This window comes from Streptomyces sp. AC558_RSS880, assembly GCF_019049255.1.
GTDB lineage: Bacteria > Actinomycetota > Actinomycetes > Streptomycetales > Streptomycetaceae > Streptomyces.
On sequence record NZ_JAGMUJ010000049.1, the window covers coordinates 1 to 20006 of the forward strand.

Here is a 20006-nt window from a genome sequence, read left to right on the forward strand (position 1 = left end):
GAGGAGGACCGTGGCCAGGCCCACGGCCGCGATCGTCAGGGAGCGGCGGTGGGGAGTGGGGTCGGCGGGGGCCGGCATGTGGGCGGGGGCGGGGGTCCGCGCGGGGGTCGTCGTGCGGTCCTGGATCAGGGACAGGGCGGCGTACGGGTCGAGGCGGGGGGTGTCCGACGGGTAGGCGGTGTCGAGGAGGCGGCGGGTGACCTCGGCCGCCGTGAGGTCGGGGTGGTAGGCGCGGACGAGCGCGGCGGTGCCCGCGACGCCCGCCGCCGCCAGCGAGGCACCGGAACCGATGTAGTGGCCGGAGCCCGCGGGGCCGACGCTGACCATCTCGCCGCCGGGCGCGGACAGGTCGGGCTCGTGGGCGGGCGGCGCGTTCTCCTGCCGTACGCCGCTGGGGCCGAAGTCCACGACGGCGAGCGCGCCGGGCGCGGCGGCCGGCCAGTACGGACCCTCCGGCATCTCGCCGTCGGGCCCCTGCTCCTCGCGGGGCACGGCGTCCGGGGCGGCCGGGGCGACGACCAGTGCGTCGCGCCGGGTGGCGTGGGCGACGGCCGCGGTGAGTTCGGCCTTGCCGGTGCGCAGGACCTGGCCGACGTAGATGACCTGTGCGCCGCGGTCCGCCGCCGTCCGGATGCCGGCGGCCACGCGTTCCACGGAGGGGACCCCGCGGTCGTCGGTGCCGGGCAGGGCGAGGATCTCCGCCTGCGGGGCGACCCCGGTGATGCCGCTGCCCTTCTGCGGTGCGGCGGCGATCAGGCCGGCGGCGAACGTGCCGTGGCCCACGCAGTCCTCGGCCGCCGCGTCGACGGACTCCACCCTGCCGGACAGGCCGGGGACGCCGGTGGCGACACCGGTGTCGACCACCGCGACGGTCACGCCGCCGCCCCGGGAGATCCGCTGGGCCCGGGACAGTCCGAGCGCCGTCTGCGACCACGCCGCTCCGGTGGCCGTCTGCTTCGAGGCCCCGGTGCAGGGGTTGTCCTCGCCGAGCCGGACGGGCAGCGGGGGCAGCAGCGTGGCCCCCGGATCGTCGGCACCGGGACTCCCCGACGGCGCGGCGGGCGCGGCCGGGGCGGCGGGGAGGGCGAGGGCCGGCCCGCCCGTGACCGGCAGGACCACGGCGATCGCCAGCACGAGTCCCGCACTCCGGCCTTTCATGACATTCCGCATAGCGCGCATGATATGCACACAAGATGTACGGCGCACAACGCCAACTACCGCAGCAGCACAAGGAGGTTCGAGGCGTGGCACGGCAAATACTCACGGTCGGCCCGGAACGGTCGGACGGATTCCAGACGATCGGTGAGGCACTGGCCCAGGCCCGTACCGGGGCGGTGATCCGGGTCCGTCCCGGCCGCTACGCCGAGAACCTCGTCATCCGGCACCGGGTGACGATCGTCGGCGAGGGCGAGCCGGGCACCGTCGAACTCTGCCCGCGGGACGGCACCGCCGTCACCCTCATGGCCGACGCCGTGATGCTCAGCGCCCTGACCCTGCGGGGCCGCGACAAGGAGGCCGCGGTCGTGGACGTGCCGGCCGGTCAGGCCGCGCTCGACGACTGCACCGTGACCGGTGCCGGGTGGACGGCGCTGCTGGTGCGCGGCAAGGGCTCGCTGGCCGCCCGCGGCTGCCGGATCGGCAACCCCGGCGGCGCCGGACTCGTCGACTCCTCGGAGTCCGAGAGCATCGTCGAGGACTGTGTGTTCGAGAACTTCGGCACCTCCGCGGTGGTCATCGGCGAGACCGCGGGGCCCCTGGTGCGCGACTGCCGCATCCGGGGCGCGCGGGCCAACGGCGTCCTGGCGAGCGGTGAGGCCCGGGGCACCGTGGAGGGCTGCGACATCTCCGGCACCGACAAGCCGGCCATCGCCCTGGAGGGCCACAGCTCGACCCGGGTGCTGCGCTGCGCCGTGCACCACACCTCGGTGGGCCTGCTGGTGACCAGCATGTCCCGCCCGGAGATCGAGGAGACCTCCTTCGAGTCCATCGCGCAGAGCGGCATCGTCATCTCCGGCGGGGCCGACCCGGTGCTGCGCGGGTGCGTCACCCGGCGCACCAAGACCAGCGGGCTGCTCGTCCTGGACCGCTCGCGCGGAACCCTGGAGGACTGCTCGTTCCACGGCTCCACCGAGGCCGCCGTACGGGTCGTCGAGGGCAGTGCCCCGCTGCTGCGGGACACCGTGGTGAGCGACTGCGCCGACACCGCCGGGGCGGTGCAGCTCGCGGACGACTCCACGGCCGAGTTCGAACGCCTGGAGGTCCTGGACGCGGCGGGCGTCGGCATCTCCGTGCGCTCCGCCGCCAACCCCCTGCTGCGCCGCGCCCGGGTCACCGGCGCCGGCGGCCACGGCGTCGAGTTCACCGACGACGGCCGCGGCCGGCTCGAGCACTGCGAGATCGAGTCCGCCGGCGGCTGCGCGCTGCACATCGACGACGACTCCGACCCCGAGATCAGCGACACCGTACTGAGCTCCGCCGCCCGCTCGGGCCTGCTCGTCGGCGAACGCGGCCGGGGCACCCTGCGGGACTGCGAGATCGGCGACAGCGCCGACGCCGGGGTCGGTGTGCGGGACGGCGCGGAGATCACCCTGGAGCGGGTCCGGGTGCACGGCTCGAAGGCCCACGGCGTCCAGGTGTCGCGCGGCGGCCGGGCCGTCCTCAACGCCTGTGAGATCACGGGCAGTACGGGCGACGGCGTACGGGTCGACAGCGCCGAGCCGGTCGACGTCATCCGGTGCGTCGTGCGCGACAACCGCGGCGCGGGACTGCGGCAGAGCCGCGCGAGCGAGCGGCTCACGGTCGAGCTGCTGACCAGCGCGGACAACGGACTGCCGGACAGCTGGGGCGAGTCGGCCGAGACCGTCGGCGAGGACGGCGCTCCGGGCGGCCCCGGCAAGGAGCCGGAGCCCGAGGGCCCGCTGGCCGAACTGGAGTCGCTCGTCGGCCTGGAGAACGTCAAGCACCAGGTGAACACGCTGGTGAACCTGAACCAGCTCGCGGAGCGCCGGCGCCGGCTCGGCATGCCGGTCCCGTCGATGAGCCGACACCTGATCTTCGCGGGGCCGCCCGGCACCGGCAAGACCACCGTCGCCCGCCTCTACGGCAGCATCCTCGCGGACCTGGGTGTGCTCAGGAGCGGGCACCTGGTCGAGGTCGCCCGCGCCGACCTGGTCGCGCAGGTCATCGGTGGTACGGCCATCAAGACCACCGAGGCGTTCAACAGCGCGCTGGGCGGGGTGCTGTTCATCGACGAGGCCTACACGCTCACCGTCGAGGGGACGTCCAACGACTTCGGCCGCGAGGCCGTCGACACCCTGCTGAAGCTGATGGAGGACCACCGCGACGACGTGGTCGTGGTGGCGGCCGGCTACTCCGAGCAGATGGAGTCGTTCCTGACCGCCAACCCGGGTCTGGCCTCCCGCTTCACCCGCACCATCGAGTTCGGCAACTACGCGGTGGAGGAGCTGGTGACGATCACCGAGAGCCTCTGCCGGCGGCACCAGTTCGAGCTCGGGCCGCTGACCCGGGAGGCCCTCGCCGTACGCTTCGAGCAGATGACGCGCGACGCGACCTTCGGCAACGGCCGCGCGGCCCGCGGCGTGTTCGAGGACATGGTGGACCGGCAGGCGTTCCGGCTCGCGGCCATGACCGACCCGGCGGAGAACGACCTGACGCTGCTGCTGCCGCAGGACGTCGGCGACGCGGAGGCGGCGGCCGTCGGCGGGACGGCGCAGGACACCGACGACGCGTCCGACCCGATGGCCGAACTCACCGCCATGGTGGGGCTCGCCGCCGTGAAGCGGGAGGTCGCCGACCTGGTCAGTCTGCTGACCAACGCCCGGCAGCGGATCGCCGCGGGGCTGCCCGCCCCCAAGATCAGCAACCACCTCGTCTTCAGCGGGCCGCCCGGCACCGGCAAGACCACCGTCGCCCGGCTGTACGCCAGGCTCCTGCACTCGCTGGGGGTGCTCCCCCGCGACTCCCTGGTGGAGGTGGCGCGGGCGGACCTGGTGGGCCAGTACGTCGGCCACACCGCCCAGCGCACCAAGGACGTCTTCACCAGCGCGCTGGGCGGGGTGCTGTTCATCGACGAGGCCTACACCCTGACCCCCGAGGGATCGTCCAACGACTTCGGCCGCGAGGCCGTCGACACCCTGCTGAAGCTGATGGAGGACCACCGCGACGAGATCGTGGTCGTCGTCGCCGGCTACACCGAGGAGATGGGGCGCTTCCTCGCCTCCAACCCGGGTCTGACCTCCCGGTTCTCCAAGTTCGTGACGTTCGAGGACTACAGCACGGACGAACTGGTCACCATCGTGTCCCGGCACGCCGCCGCCTCCGGGTACGAGTGCGCCGACGCCACCCTCGAGGCGCTGCGCGCCCATGTGGACGCCATCCCGCGCGACCGGTCCTTCGGCAACGCGCGGCTCGCCCGGCAGTTGCTGGAGACGATGATGACGAGCCAGGCCCGCCGGCTGGGCGGGCTGAGTTCGCCCAGCCTCGCCGACCTCACCACGCTGCTGCCGGAGGACCTGTCCGTCCGGCAGGCCCTGGGGCAGTAGCCCGCCCGGTGAAGACGGACGCCCGCCGGCCGGAGCCGGCGGGCGTCCGCTGCGCCGTCGCGCCCCTCAGACGTTGAACTTGACGGACTCCAGCCACACGTCCGGCTCCAGCGACCCGCCGAACCTCCAGCCCTGGGACGACTCGCACAAGTAGGCGCCCCAGTCGTGCCCGCCGAGCTTGTGGTGGTGGCAGACGTTGCCGTCGTCGACGCCGATGGCGTAACCGCTGAGGTTCGGCGCGTTCGAGGAGGCGCTGCCCAGCGTCAGATCCGTCCCGTCGGCCGCACCCGACCACGCGGTCGTCCACCCGTCCTTCTGGACGAACTCGTTGGCGGACACCCTCTTGGCGCCGACCACCGCGATGTTGATGGCCGTGATGGGCCGCCCCTGGCCCGCCACGGCCCCGTCGCACGCCGGGGCCGTCCAGCCGGCACCCTTCATGTGGACCCGGTAGCAGATGTGCCGGCCGGGGTTCGACGCGGCCAGCCGCTGAACGGCGTAAGCGGCGGTGTTCGCCGGGAGCTTGGGAGCCGTGTGCTCCTTCACCTGGGTCTTCGCCTTCTTCGTCGCCTTGGGCGACTCGCTGACCGGGGCCGCCGAACTCGTCACCGGGGCGGGCATCCTGACCACGGGGCTCGGCTTGGCGGACGGCTTCTTGGTCGAGGGCTCCGGCGTGGGCTCCGCCGGGGCGTAGTCGCCCTTCGGCACCTCCAGGGGCTCCTCGTCGAGCAGCGTGTCGGACCCGGCGGCCACCGCCACGTCCTCCTTCTTCTTCTCCCGCGAGTCGTCCGTGGCCCAGATCAGCAGCGGCACGGCGAGGAGGACGACGCCCGCGATGCCGGCGGCGGCGAGCAGGGGCTTCTTCGGGTTCCCGGACGGCGGTCCGTCCGCACCGGCACCGGCCGCGGCGGTCCCACCGACCCCGCCGGCCGCACCGGCCGCGGCGTCCGGGGCGGCCCGGAGGGCCGTGGCCGGCTCGGCGGCGCTCTCGCGCTCCGCCTCCGACCGCTCCTCGGCGGCGGACGTGGTGGCCTTTGCGGCCGGTTCCCCGGCCGTGCCGACCGTGGCAGCCGTGCCGGTCGTGGCGGCGGGCTGCTCGGGGGCGGCCTCGCTCTCGGCGGTGTCCGGGGCCGGACGGGCCGCCTCCGCTCGCCCGGTGCCGCCCTCGCCCGGCTCCGGTGCGGCCGTACGCCGTGCGGCCGGTGCCAGCATCGGGCCGGGGTCGGCCGCCGCCGACCCGAGGGAGACGGCCCTGCGGACGGACGAACCGCCCGTGCCGTCGGACCCGTCGGGAACGGGCGGCTTCTTCTGACTTGCCATCGTTCTCCTCGATCTGTCTGTGTGGACTGTGGGGTGATGGGTGGTCGTGTGGCGCGCCCCCGCTCGCTATCCGTCCTGACCCACGGACCCGGAACAGCGTTCCGGCCACTGCGGGTCGTCACCGGCGCGGAAGCCCTTGGCCAGCGCCTCCTCGAGGTGCGTGAGGGCCTTGAGGTCCAGCCCGCTCAGCTCCTCCGACCCGTCCATGTAGGCGGTCGCGTTCCCGGGGAGCTCACGCAGCAGGACGACGGAGGGGCCCGCGGGCGCGGTCCGTACCCCCAGCACCCGGAAGCCGGTCCCCGGCACGAAGACGATCTCCTCGTACGTCTCCGAGGAGCCGCCCGGACGGTCGAGCAGTTGCCGTACCTTGCGTCCGGTGACGGACCAGATCGCGTAGCGCACGGGAGCCCCGGCGGGGAGCGCCGAGGATCCGGCCAGGGCGCTGACCGGGGCGGGGTCGTGCAGCAGCGTGCCGACCGCCGGTTCGGGGCCGTCGGCGTCCCCGCCGCGCAGGGCCACGCCCCGGTAGGAGGGCAGTCGGCGCAGAGCGGACGCCAGACAGCCGGCGTAGGGCAGCAGGCGCCCCTCGCCGGTGTGCAGGTCCCGGATCAACTCACGGTGGTGCAGGGGCCCTTCCCCGGCGGTGAGGTAGGCGTGCGCGGCGATGAGATCGGTCCGCGCCGCCTCCAGTTCGTGACCGCGCAGGGCGGGCATCCGGGTGAGCACCCGCGACACTGCGGCGGCGTGCCCCTCCCAGGCCCCGGCCGCCGCGTCCCGGAACGCGGCACGCTCGGCGGCCCCGCTGACGTGCCCGGGCACGAACGGGAGGGCGGCACGGTTCGGGGCGGGTGCTTCACCGCTCCGGCCCCGCGGTCCCGTCACCGCCTCGGCACGCACGGCCCGGCCGCCGTCCGGCCCCGGGCCGCTCCTCTCACCTGCGGGGCGCCCCGCTCCGCCGACGACACCGCCGGCTCCGGGGCGCGCCCCGGTCGGGGAGGCGGACCGAGGCCCCGCGGCCCTCGGACCCGCCTCGCCGTCCGGCGCCGCACCGGGCCCGGAAGCCCTCTGCTCGCTCCCGTCACCGGCCCCGGCCTCCGGCGACGCGGCAGTCGCGGACCCTGCGGCGGGCCGCTCCTCCGGACGGGACTCCGAGGACGCGACGGACGTGGCGGACGTGGACGCGGCGGACGCGGATGCCCCGAGCTCCGCTTCCCCGGGTTCGGCACCCTCCGGCGAAGACCCCGGCGGCACACCCGCCGCTTCCCCGGGACCGGCGGCGTCCGCCTCCGCTTCGGCGGCCCCACCGACCGGAGGGGAATCCGGCGACGGGACGGGCCCGGCAGCCGAAGGCCCGCCGGCGGCACCGCTCACTTCGGCGGCGGGCGCGGACGCCGGTACGCCGGGCTCGGCAGCCCGCGGGCCGACGGCAGCCGTACCGTCACGGTGTCCCGTCCCACCGCCGGGCTCGGCAGCCGACGGAGCAGCGGCCGTACCGGCCCCCCGCCCCGACACACCGGACTCGACAGCGGCCCCACCGGGCTCGATGACCGGCGGGCCACCGACAGCCGCACCGGGCCGACGCCCGACCCCACCCCCGGACTCGGCGGCCGCCGGGGCAGACGCCGTACCCGGCCCACGGGCCACCCCACCCGGCGGCGAAGTCCGGCCGGACCCGGCAGCCCCCGGACCACCAACGGCCGTACCGGCCCCCCGCCCCGACGCACCGGACTCGACGACGGCCCCTCCGGCCCCGGCACCGGGCAGGGCGGCAGCCGCACCGGGCCGACGCCCGACCCCACCCCCGGACTCGGCGGCCGCCGGGGCAGACGCCGTACCCGGCCCACGGGCCGCCCCACCGGACGGCACCGCACGGCCGGGCCCCATGACCGGCGGGCCACCAGCGGCCGTACCGGCCCCCCGCCCCGACGCACCGGACTCGACGGCGGCCCCGCCGGCCCCGGCACCGGGCAGGGCGGCGGCCCTGCCGGGCCGGTGGCCCACGCCACCGGACGGCACCGCGCGGCCGGGCTCCGCGGCCGTGCCCGGTCGGCCGGTCGCCGTACCGGACCACGGCGGCCGGGCGGCGGTGACGTAGCGGATGTTCGGTATGCCGTGTTCGGCGGCCAGGCGGCGCAGGGCGCCGTCGCCCTCCAGGAGCCTGCCGCGGACCAGCAGGGTGGTGCGTGACCGGACGTCGGTTCCGAGGCCGCGCACGAGGCGGGACAGCGCGGGCAGCAGGGAGCCGTCCAACGGCTGTCCCGGCATGCCCAGTTCGATGGCGCACACCTCCGGGTCGACGGCCGGTCCGAGTGGCCCGGGACGGGGGCCGTCCGGTGCCCACAGGGCGAGGCCGGCCCGGGTCACCGTCGCCTGCCAGCGGTCCGTCAGCCGGACCGTCCCCCGCTCGCTGCCGCCGAGGATCCAGTCGGGCAGGTGGAGCTCCACCGGCCTGGGTACGGGAGCCCGCCCCTCGGAGTCGACCGGCCCGCAGACCACGGACGACACGAACGGCCGCCAGCTCGGCCTGCCGTCCCGCCCGACCAGCGTGGGCCGGGGAGGCGTTCCGGGCGGTGCGTGGTCGTCGAGCAGCGGCAGACCGGTGAGCACCTCCACCTCGGTGCCCAGCAGGTCGGCGACCGACTGCCCGAGCCGCAGCAGGTCACGCCGGCCGCCGGGGGCGAGCCGGGTGCGGGCGCGCTCCGCCTCCGGCAGTCCCGCGAGGACGGCGGCGACCTCGTCGGCGGCGACGTCCTCCGCCTGCGGGGCACCGACCAGCACCGTCAGGCGCTCGAAGTCGACGGGCACGGAGAAGCACAGGTCGTCGGGGGCGGGCCCGGGCGCCTCGGCCGGGCGGATCACCACACCCGCCGGGATGCGGTCCACGACACAGCCGCCGGCCGTGCGCGTGGGCACCCCGTCCAACGCCTCCTCCCAGGCGGGCGCCGGTGCGCGCCGGCCCGCCCTCCGGGGCTCCGCGCCGGGCGCGAACCGCCACCAGGAGGAGCCGGGCCGGGAATCGCCGTGGACGAAGAGCGCGCCGCCGGGCGTGATCAGTACGGCCCCGTCCGGAGCCATCACCTCCAGTTCCCAGGCGTCCGCGATCCTGCGGGCGACGCTGGGCCGGTCCGGCCGGTCGTCACCGGCGCCGGACATCACGAGCCGGACCCGGTCGGTGCCCCGCGCGCGGAGGGAGTCGAGGAGCGCGCCCAGCCGTGCCCAGTGGTCGGCGCCGGGCGCCCCGCCCCCGGCGGCGGAGCCCACGATCACCGTGACGACGTCCTCCTCCCTGCCGACGGCACCCGCCACCTCGGCCACGACGTCCAGCGGGAACGAGTCGTCCTCGACCGAGCGCACCAGCAGCACGCCGTCGACGTCCTCGACCGGCGGGCCGCCGACACCCCGGTTCCCGGTGCCGTTCACACCGCCGGCCGGGCTCGCCGTACCGCGACGGCCCGTACCGGAGCCGGAAGCGGACCTGCGTCCCCGGCCCGGCATCACGGACGACCAGCGGCTCACGCGTCCGTCCCCCGCACCGGGTGAACGGCCTCGGTCAGCACCCGCGCGGTACGGTCCACGGGCGCGGCGGCGGGGGTCCGCTCCTCCGCGCCGTCCCGGGCCGCGTCGCGTACGGCGTCGGGGTCCAGCAGCATGCTCACCGCGGCCGAGGGGTTCAGGTACAGCACGTGCCCCTCGGGGACGCGCGTCAGAAGGTCGTCGACGCCGACGAGTTCGAAGGCGAAACGCCCCGACGTGTGCAGGAACACCGACGAGGTGAACACCGGCACGACCGGTGTCCCGTCCGGCGCCGCCGCACTCAGCAGGCCGCCGCCCGGCGCCGTCAGCACGGCGACTTCCCGCCCCACCAGCGCCGCCGGCACCGCCTCGCCGGGCCCGTACCCGGTCGACGCGAGCTGGACGGCGCGGTCCACCTCGTCCTCCGGTTCGGGCCAGTCGAGCGCACGCGGGGAGGGCCGGTACTCGGGGTTGTCCTCCCACTCGACGATCTCGCCGTCGAGGCCGGACCGCCACCGGCCGGTCATCGCCCACTCCGGGGGCTTCCCCTCCCCGGACCACATCGGGTCGACCACCCCCAGCCAGTGGTCCGGGGCGAGGCGGCCCGCCTCACGGATGTCGTCCGGAACGGGCGGAAGCGCCTCGTCCTGCTGGCTCATCGCTGTCCTCATTCGGTGGATCGGGACGACGGTGCGGTCCGTGCCGGGTCGTCCGGGTCGTCGTGCCAGAGGAGGCGGCGCGCGGTCGTGGCGTCCGTGACGACTCCGGCGAGCAGTCCGGACCTCAGCACGGCGCGGACCGCCCCGGTGCCGCGCCCACCGGCCGTGACACCGATCAGCTCCGCGACGCCGCGGAGTTCGGCGGCGCTGACGGCGATCGTGCGGGCGTTCAGCTCGGTGGGGATCACCCGGCCCGCGGCGTCCAGGACGTGGCCGGCCACCTCGGCGCGCGCTCCCGCCTCCCGGAGCGTCTCCCGCTCCCGCTCGGACAGGGCGCCGTACACCGTGGAATCCGGGGCGTCCCACGCCGCGATGCCGACGACGGCCTTGGTGACCAGGCCGAACCGGTCCAGCGTCTCGGCGGTGGCGGGCTGGCTGCGCAGGACGGCGGCCGTCACGGCGTCGGGCAGGAGGAACGGGGTGTGGAGCGGGAACGCCCTGCCGCCGCCCGCCGCGGCCGTACGGCGGACCGCGGCGATCGCGGCGTCATGGGCGAGGTCCCGCCCGTGCACCCCGGTCAGCTGGACCACGTCGCACAGCGGCAGCCGGGTGACCGCCTCGCTGAGCGCGTCCACCACGTGGCTGCCGTCCAGCCCGAGGACGTCGCCCTCCTCCGCGATCTCCGAGATCAGCCGGGCCGCCGCCGTGCCGAGCCAGCGGCCGCTCTGGTGCTGGTCCGCCGACGCCGTCGTACCGCCCTCGCCGCGGCCCAGGTTGACAACGATGCCGTGCCGGAGCCCGAACCGCTCGGCCAGCGCCCGTCCGAGCGGGACGTCGATCTCGGCCGGGACGGTGATGTCGATCCGCACGATGTCGTGGGCCACGGCCGCGTCGAGGAGGCGGGCCACCTTGAACCGGCTGATGCCGAACTCCTTGGCGATCTCCACCTTCGACCGCTGCTCCAGGTAGAAGCGCCGGGCGACGGCGGCGGCGAGAAGCGTGTCGATCGGCGCGGGTAACGCCGTCACCTCAGCCGGCTCGGCCATGTCGTCTCTCCGCGCTCTCATCGTTCGTCAACTCACACCACTTCTCCGGCCAGTTCATCTGTGCGAAGTGAGCGGAACATGACGGGAAACCGACATCGAAGTGACACCAGGGACGTGAGTGACCGCTGGGACCCGACTTCTCACCGCCCGGACGGGTCGTCCGTGGCAGGGTGGGGAAGACATCACTCGACTCCCCTCCCCCCACCAGCACCTCAGGGAGCCCCATGCTGCGCGGCATCGACGTGAGTGCGTACCAGCCGTCCTCGTACGACACCGACGGCCTGTCCTTCGTCTTCATCAAGGCGACGGAGGGCCGTTCGTACACCAATCCCAGGCTCTCGGCCCAGACGGAGAGGGCCCGCGACGCCGGTCTGGTCGTCGGCTTCTACCACTTCCTCTGGCCGGGCAACCTCACGGCCCAGGCGGAGTACTTCGTGAGCAAGGCCCCGGAGAAGCGGGGCGACATCCTCGCGGTCGACTGGGAGACGACGGGCGAGGGGACGCACGCGAGCAACGCGGAGAAGGACCGCTTCATCAAGAAGGTGAAGGAGCTAAGGCCGCATCACAGGGTGATCCTCTACGCCAACAGGCACTTTTGGCTCGACGTCGACACCACCTCCTACGCCGGCGACGGCCTCTGGATCGCCGATTACGTCACCGCCGGAAAGCCCCGCATCCAAGCGAAGTGGCGCTTCCACCAGTACACCGACGACCCGCTGGACAGGAACGTCGCGGACTTCTCCAGCAAGACAGCTCTGAAGGGATGGGCCGAGGGCACCTGAACGTTGATCACCAGCCACGGCCGTCAACTGCACACGGAGACGCTTGGCAGGCGGACACGCTCGGCATCGCACGGCTTGCAGTACGGGCGCGGAGCGCCTGACGCATTGAGCGTCGAGTACTCGGACGGAAGCTTGTGTTCACCGCATCCGAGACACTCGATGACGCCTCGCTCAACCATCGCCCGCACAGCACCATCGCCTCTCTTTCGCTGGAGGGGCGTGAGGGGTCGGCCGTTCCTCTGTTGCTGGTAGTGGCCCGTGCAGAGGCCCTTGGCTGAGACTGTTCTCCCACATGCGTCGAACTCGCACATGCGCCGTTCCGTCACCGCGCGAGCCGCGCCGATCGGTTCCATGCGCCCACCCCTTCGGTGTTGCGCGTAAGGGGCGGCGCACAGCCCTGTTGTGAACCGATGCGCATCGGATGTCCGATCGCAAAACCGACCATCCCCACGCGCCCTGCACATCTCCACGCCATCCCCCGGTCACCACGCTCCGCCCACACCTTTCCTTCGGCTCAACGACCGTGCCGAACATGCGCAGTGCTCCCGCACGCCAGATCGTCGGACAGTGCTCAGGGGCGCTCTCGTCGAGGGCGCGGTGCGGCGCAGGGAGATCCGATCGGGGAGATTCCTTGGACCGGGCGACAATGATTGCCAAGGGCCGTGTGAACAGGGGAGATCTAGCCCCGGAACTCCGGCTTGCGCTCCGGGGAGGCCTCCGCCAGGGCCTTGGTGACGGCCTCGGTGCCCGCGCGCAGGCCGTAGACGGGGGTGTCGGGCTGCTGGCGCCAGGAGTCGTCGATGCCGCCCGCGTCGACGGTGTCGAAGCCGAGCTCCTCGATCAGGGCCCGGACCTTGCGCTTGGCCGCCTCGTCGTCGCCGGCGACGGGCAGGGCCAGCCGGTCGGGGGCGCCGGCGGGGCGGTGGCGGTCCAGGATGTCCTGGGCGTACGTGCCGTTGAAGGCCTTGATCACGGGGTGGCCGATCTGCCGTTCCGTCCAGCGGCTCTCGGTGATGCCCTCGTCCTCGATGCCGGCGATCCTGCCGTCGCGCTGCCGCGGGTAGTAGTTGCCGGTGTCGATGACGGCCACGCCCTCCGCGGCCTCGTCGAACAGGCCGGACGGCAGGTCCGGTACCGCCTTCAGCGGGACGGTGACGACGACGATCTCGGCGCCGCGCGCCGCGTCCTCGGCCCGTACGGGCGTCGCGCCGGTCTCCTCGGCCAGCTCCGTGAGCGTCTGGGGGCCGCGGGAATTGGCGACGGAGACGTCGTGGCCGAGGGCGGTGAGCCGCCGCGTGAGGTTGCCCCCGATGTTGCCCGCCCCGATGATGCCGATCTTCATGTCCGCTCGCCTCGTCCTTCCGGGGATCGATGTCCGCTCCGGTTCCCTCCGGGAACCACCATGAGCGACACCAACCCCCGGAACGGGCGGGTTATTCCGGACCTACTTGTTCAGGTGCGCCCAGAACTCGTCGAAGGACAGGAGCTTGTCGCCGTTCAGGTCCTGGGACTTGATCACGGCCTCGGCGACCGCCTCGGTGACGTTCCAGTCCCCGCCCTGGGCCAGGGCGGTCCTGAACTCGGCAGCGGTGATGAATCCGTCCCCGTCCGTATCGATCCGCTCGAACTGCTTGCGCGCTTCCTCGATGTCCGCCACCGATCCGCCCCTCATCTCGTACTGTGCGTCTTACTGACGCAGGTCAGATTATCGGGCCACCTGAGACTCCAGTGCGGCGACCACCCACCGGAACTCCTCCTCGTAGGAGGACGGCGGCTCCAGGCCGTTCACGATCGCGGACAACTCGCGGTAGCGGGCGAGGCGTACGTCGGTCGCCGCCGCGAGGCGTTCGAGTACGGCGGCCAGGTCGGCGTCGCCGATCAGCTCGCGCAGGATGTCCGCGGCCCGGGGCGCATCGGGGGCGATGCCGCCCTCGAGCGCCCCGCCCGCGAGCCGCACGAGCCGGCTCATGAACCACAGGGAGCTGCCGGAGGGGACGTCCGGTCCCCGGTCCGCCGCGTTGAACTCGATCATCCTGCGCATCGTCGCCCGGAACTCCGGGTCCTGGATCAGCTCGGCCAGCTCCACCCAGGCGTCCACCTGCTCGGGGGTGGGGTCGTCGGGCAGGTCGGCCGCGGCGAAGCGCAGGCGCCGGCGGATGTCGGGGTCCGCCGTGTCGATGCCGTCGAAGACCTCCGCCATGAAGTCGTCGATGATGCGCCTGCGCTCGGCCGTCGACAGTCGGGCCAGCTTGTTCATGAGCGTCATCTCCTCCGCGGTCGAGCCGCGTCGTGCCACGGTCGACAGCACCGCGCGGGTCACCTTCAGCGACCTGATCTGCGTGTCCAGCGCGGCCACGTGCGCCGCCGCGACCCGCGCGACCGTGGTCTCACCGGTCAGCACCCGGCGTACGTCGGTGAGGCCGAGGCCCAGCTCGCGCAGGGTGCGGACCAGTTCCAGGCGGGCGACGGACCCGGCGTCGTAGAGCCGGTAACCGCCCGCGGAACGGGCCACCGGGGGCAGGGCGCCCTCGTCGGACCAGTAACGGATGGTGCGCACGGACAGTCCGGTGGCCCGGGCGAGCTCGCCGATGGTGAGAAGTCCGGTGCCGTCGTCGGTCATGTCCGGGAGTCTGGGCCCTCCAGTGGGTGGAGGCTCAAGCCACGCAGGTGAGGACGCCCCTCGGGAACCCTCAGCGGTCCGTCACGCGGATCTCGAACCAGGTGGTCTTGCCGCGGGGCAGCAGGTCGACGCCCCAGCGGTCGGCGAGCTTGTCGACGAGGAAGAGGCCCCGGCCGCTGGTGTCCATCTCCTGGACCGGCATGAGACAGGGCAGCCCGCGGGACGGGTCGCGGACCTCGATCCGGATCCAGCCGCGCCGGTGCCTCATGCGGAGGCCGAAGACCCGCGCGCCGGTGTGCCGTACGGCGTTGCCGACCAGTTCGGAGACGAGCAGGACGGCGTCCTCGGCGGTCTTGGCGGTGAGGCCCCACTCCCGCAGGACGACCACCTGGACGAGCCGGCGGGCGGTGGCGGCGGACTCGGGGCGGGACGGCAGCGGAACTTCCGCCTCCGTCGGGTTGCCGAACAACTCCACTGCCTTCAGGGCGCGTTCGTCATCGACCGTCGGCGACCAGCGCGACGCGGTCACACGTCCGTCTCCCCGCGGCTGTTCCATGCCCTCCAGCCCCGCCATGCCCCCATCATGGCCGCCCGAGGGGTCCTCGGGGGCCGTTCCGGGGGAATACGCCCCCCGCACACCCCTGTCCGACAAGGGGCCGACGGCATGCGCCGATGACACTTCGGCACCCTCGAAAGCCCGCCCGACCTGGGAAAACGGCTCACTCTCAGGCAATCGACGGGCTCCCTCGACACGAACGGCTTAAGGGTGCACTAAGGCTCCCATAAACCGCCCCATCGAGGGACCCGGATCAGACATCGCGTCAATTGCAAGGTGACGGACGGGGTTTCACCGGAACTTCGCCTTGCCCGGCCCCTCCTCCACGAAGCTGCGCATCCCCCGCTCGCGGTCCTCGGTGGCGAACAGGCCGGCGAACCAGTTGCGTTCGACGGCGAGGCCGGTGTCGATGTCCGTCTCAAGGCCGGTGTCGACCGACTCCTTGGCCGCGCGCAGCGCGATCGCCGGGCCCTGGGCCAGCTTCGCGGCCCACGCGTGCGCCTGTGCGTAGACCTCCTCCGCCGGCACCACCCGGTCCACCAGGCCGAGCGCCAGCGCCTCGTCGGCCCGCACCTGGCGTCCCGTGAAGATGAGGTCCTTGGCCTTGGAGGGGCCGATCAGCCGGGACAGCCGCTGGGTGCCGCCCGCGCCCGGGATCAGGCCGAGCAGGATCTCGGGCTGGCCCAGCTTGGCGTTCTCCCCGGCGATGCGGTAGTCGGCGCAGAGCGCCAGCTCGCACCCGCCGCCGAGCGCGTAGCCGGTGACGGCGGCCACGACCGGCTTGGGGATGCGGGCCACGGCCGTGAAGGAGTCCTGGAGGGCCTTGGCGCGCAGGACCATGGCCGCATGGTCCATGGCCTGCATCTCCTTGATGTCCGCGCCCGCCGCGAACACCTTCTCGCCGCCGTAGAGCACCACGGCACGCACGTCCTCGCGGCGCGTGGCCTCCTCGGCGAGCTCCTTCAACCGGTCCTGCGTGGCGATGTCCAGCGCGTTCATGGGCGGCCGGTCCAGCCGCAGCGTGCCGACGCCTTCGGCGACTTCGAGATGTACGGTCATGCCCCGCAGGTTAGCGGCCGTTCACACGCGGGGGTACCGCGGGCCACTCGGCCGACCTCCATCGAGCCGAAGAAGGGCCCCGCGTCACCGCACAGGGCCTCGTCCTCGATTCCATCGGCGGCTCTCCCGCCGTCGTGGTCCTCAGCGAGGGCGTCGCCCCCTTGACCACAGTCACTCGGCCGCCACGACCGGTCCGCAGGCCTTCTCCAGGAGGGTGAACGACTTGGGCGCACCGCCCGGCTGCGGTTTGCCCGCCTTGTGGCCGACGACCCGGTAGCCGGCGTCCAGGTAGTAGGCGTTCAGACGCGCGTTGTCGGCCAGGCAATCCAGCCGCGCGAACGCCCGCCCCGCCGCGGCGATGCGGCGCTCGGCGGCACGCAGCAGGAACCGCCCCGTCCCCGGCCGGGCGTTGCCGCGGTCCACCATCAGCCGATGCACGTAGCCGGCCACCGGCTGCTGCGGCCCCCAGGCGTCCTCGTCCTCCCACCACAACTCCCACGCCCCGGCCGCGCGGCCACCGGCCTCGGCGAGCCAGACCTCACCGCTCGCCATGACCCTGCGGAAGTGGTCCTCGTCGAGCTGACCGGGCCGCCACTGGCCGGTGATGCCGTGGGCGAGCATCCAGCGGGCCGCGTCGTCACGCAGACGGACGAGAGTGGCGAGGTCGGTCTCCTCGGCGAGGCGGACGTGCAGGTCGTTCACGTCGTGATCCTCGCACGGGCGGCTTCGTGAGCGAGAGCCGAGAGCACGCGGCTGAACCCGGCATTCCAGCCGCGGGGAACTGCGGGTGCGCATTGAGCTGCTCCGCTGTCCGATTCACCGGCTGTCGCCGCCACCGCCCCGCTCGAAGAAGCGGCCGGTTCCGGTGCCAGGTCCTTCGCCGTCGCCAACAGCACGAGCGACGTCTGCGACCTCGACCGGACCATCGATGACCTGCCCGTCGAAAAGCTGGATGTCCTGGAGGACAAGCCTCGGGAATTCGTGGAGCATCCCGTGTTCGGGTGATCTTGGTGCCGGCGAGTCGGCAAGTCCCGGCTCCGGTCTCGATGAGGTTCCCGCCGAAGGTGAGGCGGTCGACGCCGGCCCCGCAGAGCCGTGAGTTTGTGAACGTTCCGCCTCCCCGAGAGGAGATACGCCCGAAGGAGGCGTTGAGTCACATGTACTCAGCCGCTTCCACCGCCGCCTCCACCTTCGCGGGGTCCATCTTGAGCACCGCCCAGACGGTTTTGCCGGGATGGTGCGGTGTCACGCCGAAGTCGTCGGCGAGGGCCATGACGAGGTGAAGCCCTCTGCCTCCGCAGTCGTCCGCCTCCGCATCCCTCACCTGTGGGCTCCCACCGCCGCTGTCACGCACTTCGACGCGGACGAGGGGGCCGTCGCCGGTCAGCACCAGGGAGAACTCGCGCCCCGGCGGGACACCGTGCAACAGAGCATTCGTCGCCAGTTCCGACACACAGAGGCGCACATCGTCCTGCCGGTCCCGGTAGCCCCACTCCATGAGTGTTTCGAGAGCGAACGCGCGCGCGGCGGGCACGGAGCGACGCGCCCGTGGAAATCGACGTTGCCGTGACAGAGACACGGTGAGCCACCGCCTTGATCCAGTGCTGTACGGTCCGGCACACCGTACCACTATTCGCGAAAAGCAGATAGGTGAGGAGTGGGAGTGGTGATCCCGAGCGACTCGCTTAATGTGTAAAGCGGCAAGCTCGAACATCCGCCCCTCCATGGAGGACACAGTGAGCGACAGCACCTGGGTCAGTACCTCGCTGCCGTACCTGACCGCACGGGAGAAGGGGCGGCCGGACGCCTGGGCGGCCGAAGCCGAGTCCCGTGGGGGCAAGGGCACGCAGCGCATCGCGTACGCCGGTGAGACGTCGGCACCGGAGGAAGTCGCCGCGCTTCTCGGGCTGCCCACGGAGGCGACGGTGATCGTGCGGCGCCGAGTGATCGAACTCGACGGACGGCCGTGTGAGTTGACGGACACCTACTACCCCACACACATCGCCCGGGGCACCCGCCTCGCCGAGGCGAGGAAGATCCCGGGCGGCGCCGTGACCTTCCTCGCCGAGCACGGGCACGTCGGCGCCCGCGTACGCGAGGACGTGACCGCGCGGATGCCTGATGCGGAGGAGCGCGAAGTCCTGCGCCTGGGCCCGGACGAACCGGTCCTCCGACTGAGCCGGGTCACACTCGACGGCGACGACCGGCCCTTCCAGGTCGACATGATGGTCATGCCGGCACACCGGCAACGCCTGCGCTACGAGATCCGGATCGGATGACAGTGCCCACCACCCACACCGACTCGCCGGACCGACGGTCGCTCCATGAGCGGATCGCCGCCGACCTCCGCGACGAAATCATGAGCGGCGACCTGGCGCCGGGCGCCAACCTGCCCTCCACGGCGCAGCTCAAGGAGAGATTCGACGCCTCGAACGCGACCATCCAGAAAGCACTGCAGCTCCTCAAGGACGAGCAACTCGTGGTCGGTCGCGCCGGATCCGCCGTCACCGTCCGCGAGCACCGGCAGCGAACGATGCGCCCGGCCGCGTACATGGCTCCCGCGGAGCCCGGAAAGCCGTACCGCTGGCTGACCGAGGCCGCGAAACTCGGCGCCCTGGCGCACAGCACGATGCTGGACGTGGTGGAGACCCGGCCGCCGGCCGACGTCGCGTCCGCGCTGGGCCTCGACGACGCCGAGACCGCGGTACTGCGTCATCAGATCCTGTCCATCAACGGAGAACCGGTCGAACTGGTCAAGTCGTACTACCCACTGCCCATCGCCCGGGACACCGCCCTCACGGCCAAGCGAAAGATCAAGGGAGGTACCCCGGCGCTCCTCAGCCAACTCGGTTTCCCACCACGCCTGAGCATGGACCGAATCTCGGCCAGGGTCCCCACCCAGGAGCAGTACCAGGCCCTGAACCTGCCCAGCGATCTCCCCGTGCTCCGCACCCTGCGCGTGGTGTACAGCGACGACGAACGCCCCGTGGAAGCCACCGTCATGGTCAAGGCGGGCCACCTGTACGAGCTCCAGTACGAGTTCACACCCGGCTGAGCTTGTTCTGGCAGAACAGCAGGGACATGATCTGGTCCGGAGAGGCGGGCGGATCGTGCCGCTGAGCTGGGGATTCAATACCCAACCAGGCTGCTGGCAACTCGACCGCGAGGCAACCCCGTTGACCGTGGCCGACCCCTGCATCTGGCACGGCAATGGCACGAACCTCAGCCGACGACAGCCAGCCAGCCACGACGGCGGGTGCGCCGACCGACCACGCACGCGTATGCCTCGCGACACACCAACCGTCCTCAGCCGCACTATCGGAGTTCGTTGTCAACCAGAGCAAGCGGCAACGGCCAGCCCGTGACGACGGCCCGAGCTCTCAGCTTGGGAAGCTGAGATGATCTAGAGCTCGCTGCGAGGCTGACCTGCTGTGGAAGGGCGTCGCCGACCGGCGGCGTGTTCGTTGCTTCCCCGTGGTTCCCCACACGATCTGGCACGCCTGTGGCACGGCCGTTTCCTTGTGGGCGGGCACCCCCTGGGTACCAGGCGCTTAGAAGATGCGGGCAAGCCTTGGCAGGACGACCTGATCGGCCTGCGACAGCACCGTGCTGGACTGCTGGATGCCGCTGTCGTCCGCCGTCGTTGCCGTCACTGCGAGCGATAGAGCCGGGAGACCGTCCACCGCATTGGCACACGAGCGGTAAGTGCGGTGAACCCTGTTCAGGTGGCGTGCGCTCCCTTTGTGCGCTGGTTGCCACCTTGTGTGACTCGCCTGGGTGCAGCACGGTTTAGAGGTCGTTTTCTCCCGTTGTTTCATCCCGGAATCTGTGGTTGATGGTGCTTTGCGGGGTCGCGCCAGGAGATGGTGCTCTCGCCGGTGAGGCGGCG

At 72.8% G+C, this 20006-nt stretch carries 17 protein-coding genes; 4 read left to right on the forward strand and 13 right to left on the reverse strand.

The window, feature by feature from the left end; genetic code table 11:
* A partial coding sequence (locus tag KUM38_RS19210; protein WP_254397435.1) for a S8 family serine peptidase occupies positions 1–1170 on the reverse strand: 1170 nt, incomplete at its 3' end.
* Between the two features lie 74 nt (positions 1171–1244).
* Here KUM38_RS19210 and KUM38_RS19215 point away from each other — a divergent pair.
* Positions 1245–4562: a right-handed parallel beta-helix repeat-containing protein gene (locus KUM38_RS19215; protein ID WP_217130628.1), complete on the forward strand. Its 3318-nt coding sequence runs from the start codon at positions 1245–1247 to the stop codon at positions 4560–4562.
* A gap of 66 nt (positions 4563–4628) precedes the next feature.
* Here the strand turns inward: KUM38_RS19215 and KUM38_RS19220 are convergent, their stop codons facing one another.
* The 4 genes from KUM38_RS19220 to KUM38_RS19235 all read right to left on the reverse strand — a co-directional run bounded on the left by KUM38_RS19220 (position 4629) and on the right by KUM38_RS19235 (position 11100).
* A complete protein-coding gene (locus KUM38_RS19220; protein ID WP_217130629.1) occupies positions 4629–5882 on the reverse strand; it encodes a hypothetical protein in 1254 nt (417 codons plus the stop codon).
* Between the two features lie 66 nt (positions 5883–5948).
* Complete coding sequence (locus KUM38_RS19225; RefSeq protein WP_217130630.1) at positions 5949–9398, reverse strand: hypothetical protein; 3450 nt, start codon at positions 9396–9398, stop codon at positions 5949–5951.
* Positions 9395–10054 (reverse strand): type VII secretion system-associated protein, encoded by a 660-nt coding sequence (locus KUM38_RS19230; protein WP_254397436.1) that lies wholly within the window; start codon positions 10052–10054, stop codon positions 9395–9397. Before KUM38_RS19230 ends, KUM38_RS19225 begins: the two co-directional genes overlap by 4 nt.
* An 8-nt stretch (positions 10055–10062) precedes the next feature.
* Positions 10063–11100 carry a sugar-binding transcriptional regulator gene (locus KUM38_RS19235; RefSeq protein WP_217130632.1) on the reverse strand — a complete coding sequence of 346 codons (1038 nt, stop codon included), beginning with the start codon at positions 11098–11100 and terminating at the stop codon, positions 10063–10065.
* Positions 11101–11324: 224 nt separating this feature from the next.
* Here KUM38_RS19235 and KUM38_RS19240 point away from each other — a divergent pair, with 224 nt between their 5' ends.
* On the forward strand, positions 11325–11882 hold the full coding sequence (locus KUM38_RS19240) for a glycoside hydrolase family 25 protein (protein WP_217130633.1): 558 nt from the start codon (positions 11325–11327) through the stop codon (positions 11880–11882).
* Positions 11883–12561: 679 nt separating this feature from the next.
* Here the strand turns inward: KUM38_RS19240 and KUM38_RS19245 are convergent.
* The 8 genes from KUM38_RS19245 to KUM38_RS19280 all read right to left on the reverse strand — a co-directional run bounded on the left by KUM38_RS19245 (position 12562) and on the right by KUM38_RS19280 (position 17696).
* A complete protein-coding gene (locus tag KUM38_RS19245) occupies positions 12562–13251 on the reverse strand; it encodes an NAD(P)-binding domain-containing protein (protein ID WP_308408996.1) in 690 nt (229 codons plus the stop codon).
* A gap of 75 nt (positions 13252–13326) precedes the next feature.
* Positions 13327–13539, reverse strand: coding sequence for an EF-hand domain-containing protein (locus tag KUM38_RS19250; protein WP_217130635.1), 213 nt, complete (start codon positions 13537–13539; stop codon positions 13327–13329).
* Positions 13540–13587: 48 nt separating this feature from the next.
* A complete protein-coding gene (locus KUM38_RS19255) occupies positions 13588–14502 on the reverse strand; it encodes a MerR family transcriptional regulator (protein WP_217130636.1) in 915 nt (304 codons plus the stop codon).
* Positions 14503–14572: 70 nt separating this feature from the next.
* Entirely contained in the window at positions 14573–15076 is a 504-nt protein-coding gene (locus tag KUM38_RS19260) for an ATP-binding protein (protein ID WP_254397438.1), read from the reverse strand.
* 273 nt (positions 15077–15349) lie between these two features.
* Positions 15350–16117: an enoyl-CoA hydratase/isomerase family protein gene (locus tag KUM38_RS19265; RefSeq protein WP_217130638.1), complete on the reverse strand. Its 768-nt coding sequence runs from the start codon at positions 16115–16117 to the stop codon at positions 15350–15352.
* A 171-nt stretch (positions 16118–16288) separates the two neighbouring features.
* On the reverse strand, positions 16289–16819 hold the full coding sequence (locus tag KUM38_RS19270) for a GNAT family N-acetyltransferase (protein ID WP_308408994.1): 531 nt from the start codon (positions 16817–16819) through the stop codon (positions 16289–16291).
* 114 nt (positions 16820–16933) lie between these two features.
* Entirely contained in the window at positions 16934–17107 is a 174-nt protein-coding gene (locus tag KUM38_RS19275) for a hypothetical protein (RefSeq protein ID WP_217130640.1), read from the reverse strand.
* Between the two features lie 163 nt (positions 17108–17270).
* Positions 17271–17696: an ATP-binding protein gene (locus KUM38_RS19280; RefSeq protein ID WP_217130644.1), complete on the reverse strand. Its 426-nt coding sequence runs from the start codon at positions 17694–17696 to the stop codon at positions 17271–17273.
* A 157-nt stretch (positions 17697–17853) separates the two neighbouring features.
* On the opposite strand from KUM38_RS19280, the gene KUM38_RS19285 reads away from it, so the two are divergent.
* Entirely contained in the window at positions 17854–18396 is a 543-nt protein-coding gene (locus KUM38_RS19285; protein WP_217130641.1) for a GntR family transcriptional regulator, read from the forward strand.
* Positions 18393–19172: a GntR family transcriptional regulator gene (locus KUM38_RS19290; RefSeq protein ID WP_217130642.1), complete on the forward strand. Its 780-nt coding sequence runs from the start codon at positions 18393–18395 to the stop codon at positions 19170–19172. The genes KUM38_RS19285 and KUM38_RS19290 overlap by 4 nt, the downstream gene beginning before the upstream one ends.
* The last annotated feature ends 834 nt before the right edge of the window (positions 19173–20006 follow it).

Excerpts from the sequence above, each read along its gene's own strand:
- KUM38_RS19220 (WP_217130629.1), bottom strand. The coding sequence starts at position 5,882 with ATGGCAAGTCAGAAGAAGCCGCCCGTTCCCGACGGGTCCGACGGCACG.
- KUM38_RS19230 (WP_254397436.1), bottom strand. The coding sequence starts at position 10,054 with ATGAGCCAGCAGGACGAGGCGCTTCCGCCCGTTCCGGACGACATCCGT.
- KUM38_RS19235 (WP_217130632.1), bottom strand. The coding sequence starts at position 11,100 with ATGGCCGAGCCGGCTGAGGTGACGGCGTTACCCGCGCCGATCGACACG.
- KUM38_RS19240 (WP_217130633.1), top strand. The coding sequence starts at position 11,325 with ATGCTGCGCGGCATCGACGTGAGTGCGTACCAGCCGTCCTCGTACGAC.
- KUM38_RS19255 (WP_217130636.1), bottom strand. The coding sequence starts at position 14,502 with ATGACCGACGACGGCACCGGACTTCTCACCATCGGCGAGCTCGCCCGG.
- KUM38_RS19260 (WP_254397438.1), bottom strand. The coding sequence starts at position 15,076 with ATGGCGGGGCTGGAGGGCATGGAACAGCCGCGGGGAGACGGACGTGTG.
- KUM38_RS19265 (WP_217130638.1), bottom strand. The coding sequence starts at position 16,117 with ATGACCGTACATCTCGAAGTCGCCGAAGGCGTCGGCACGCTGCGGCTG.
- KUM38_RS19275 (WP_217130640.1), bottom strand. The coding sequence starts at position 17,107 with ATGCTCCACGAATTCCCGAGGCTTGTCCTCCAGGACATCCAGCTTTTC.
- KUM38_RS19290 (WP_217130642.1), top strand. The coding sequence starts at position 18,393 with ATGACAGTGCCCACCACCCACACCGACTCGCCGGACCGACGGTCGCTC.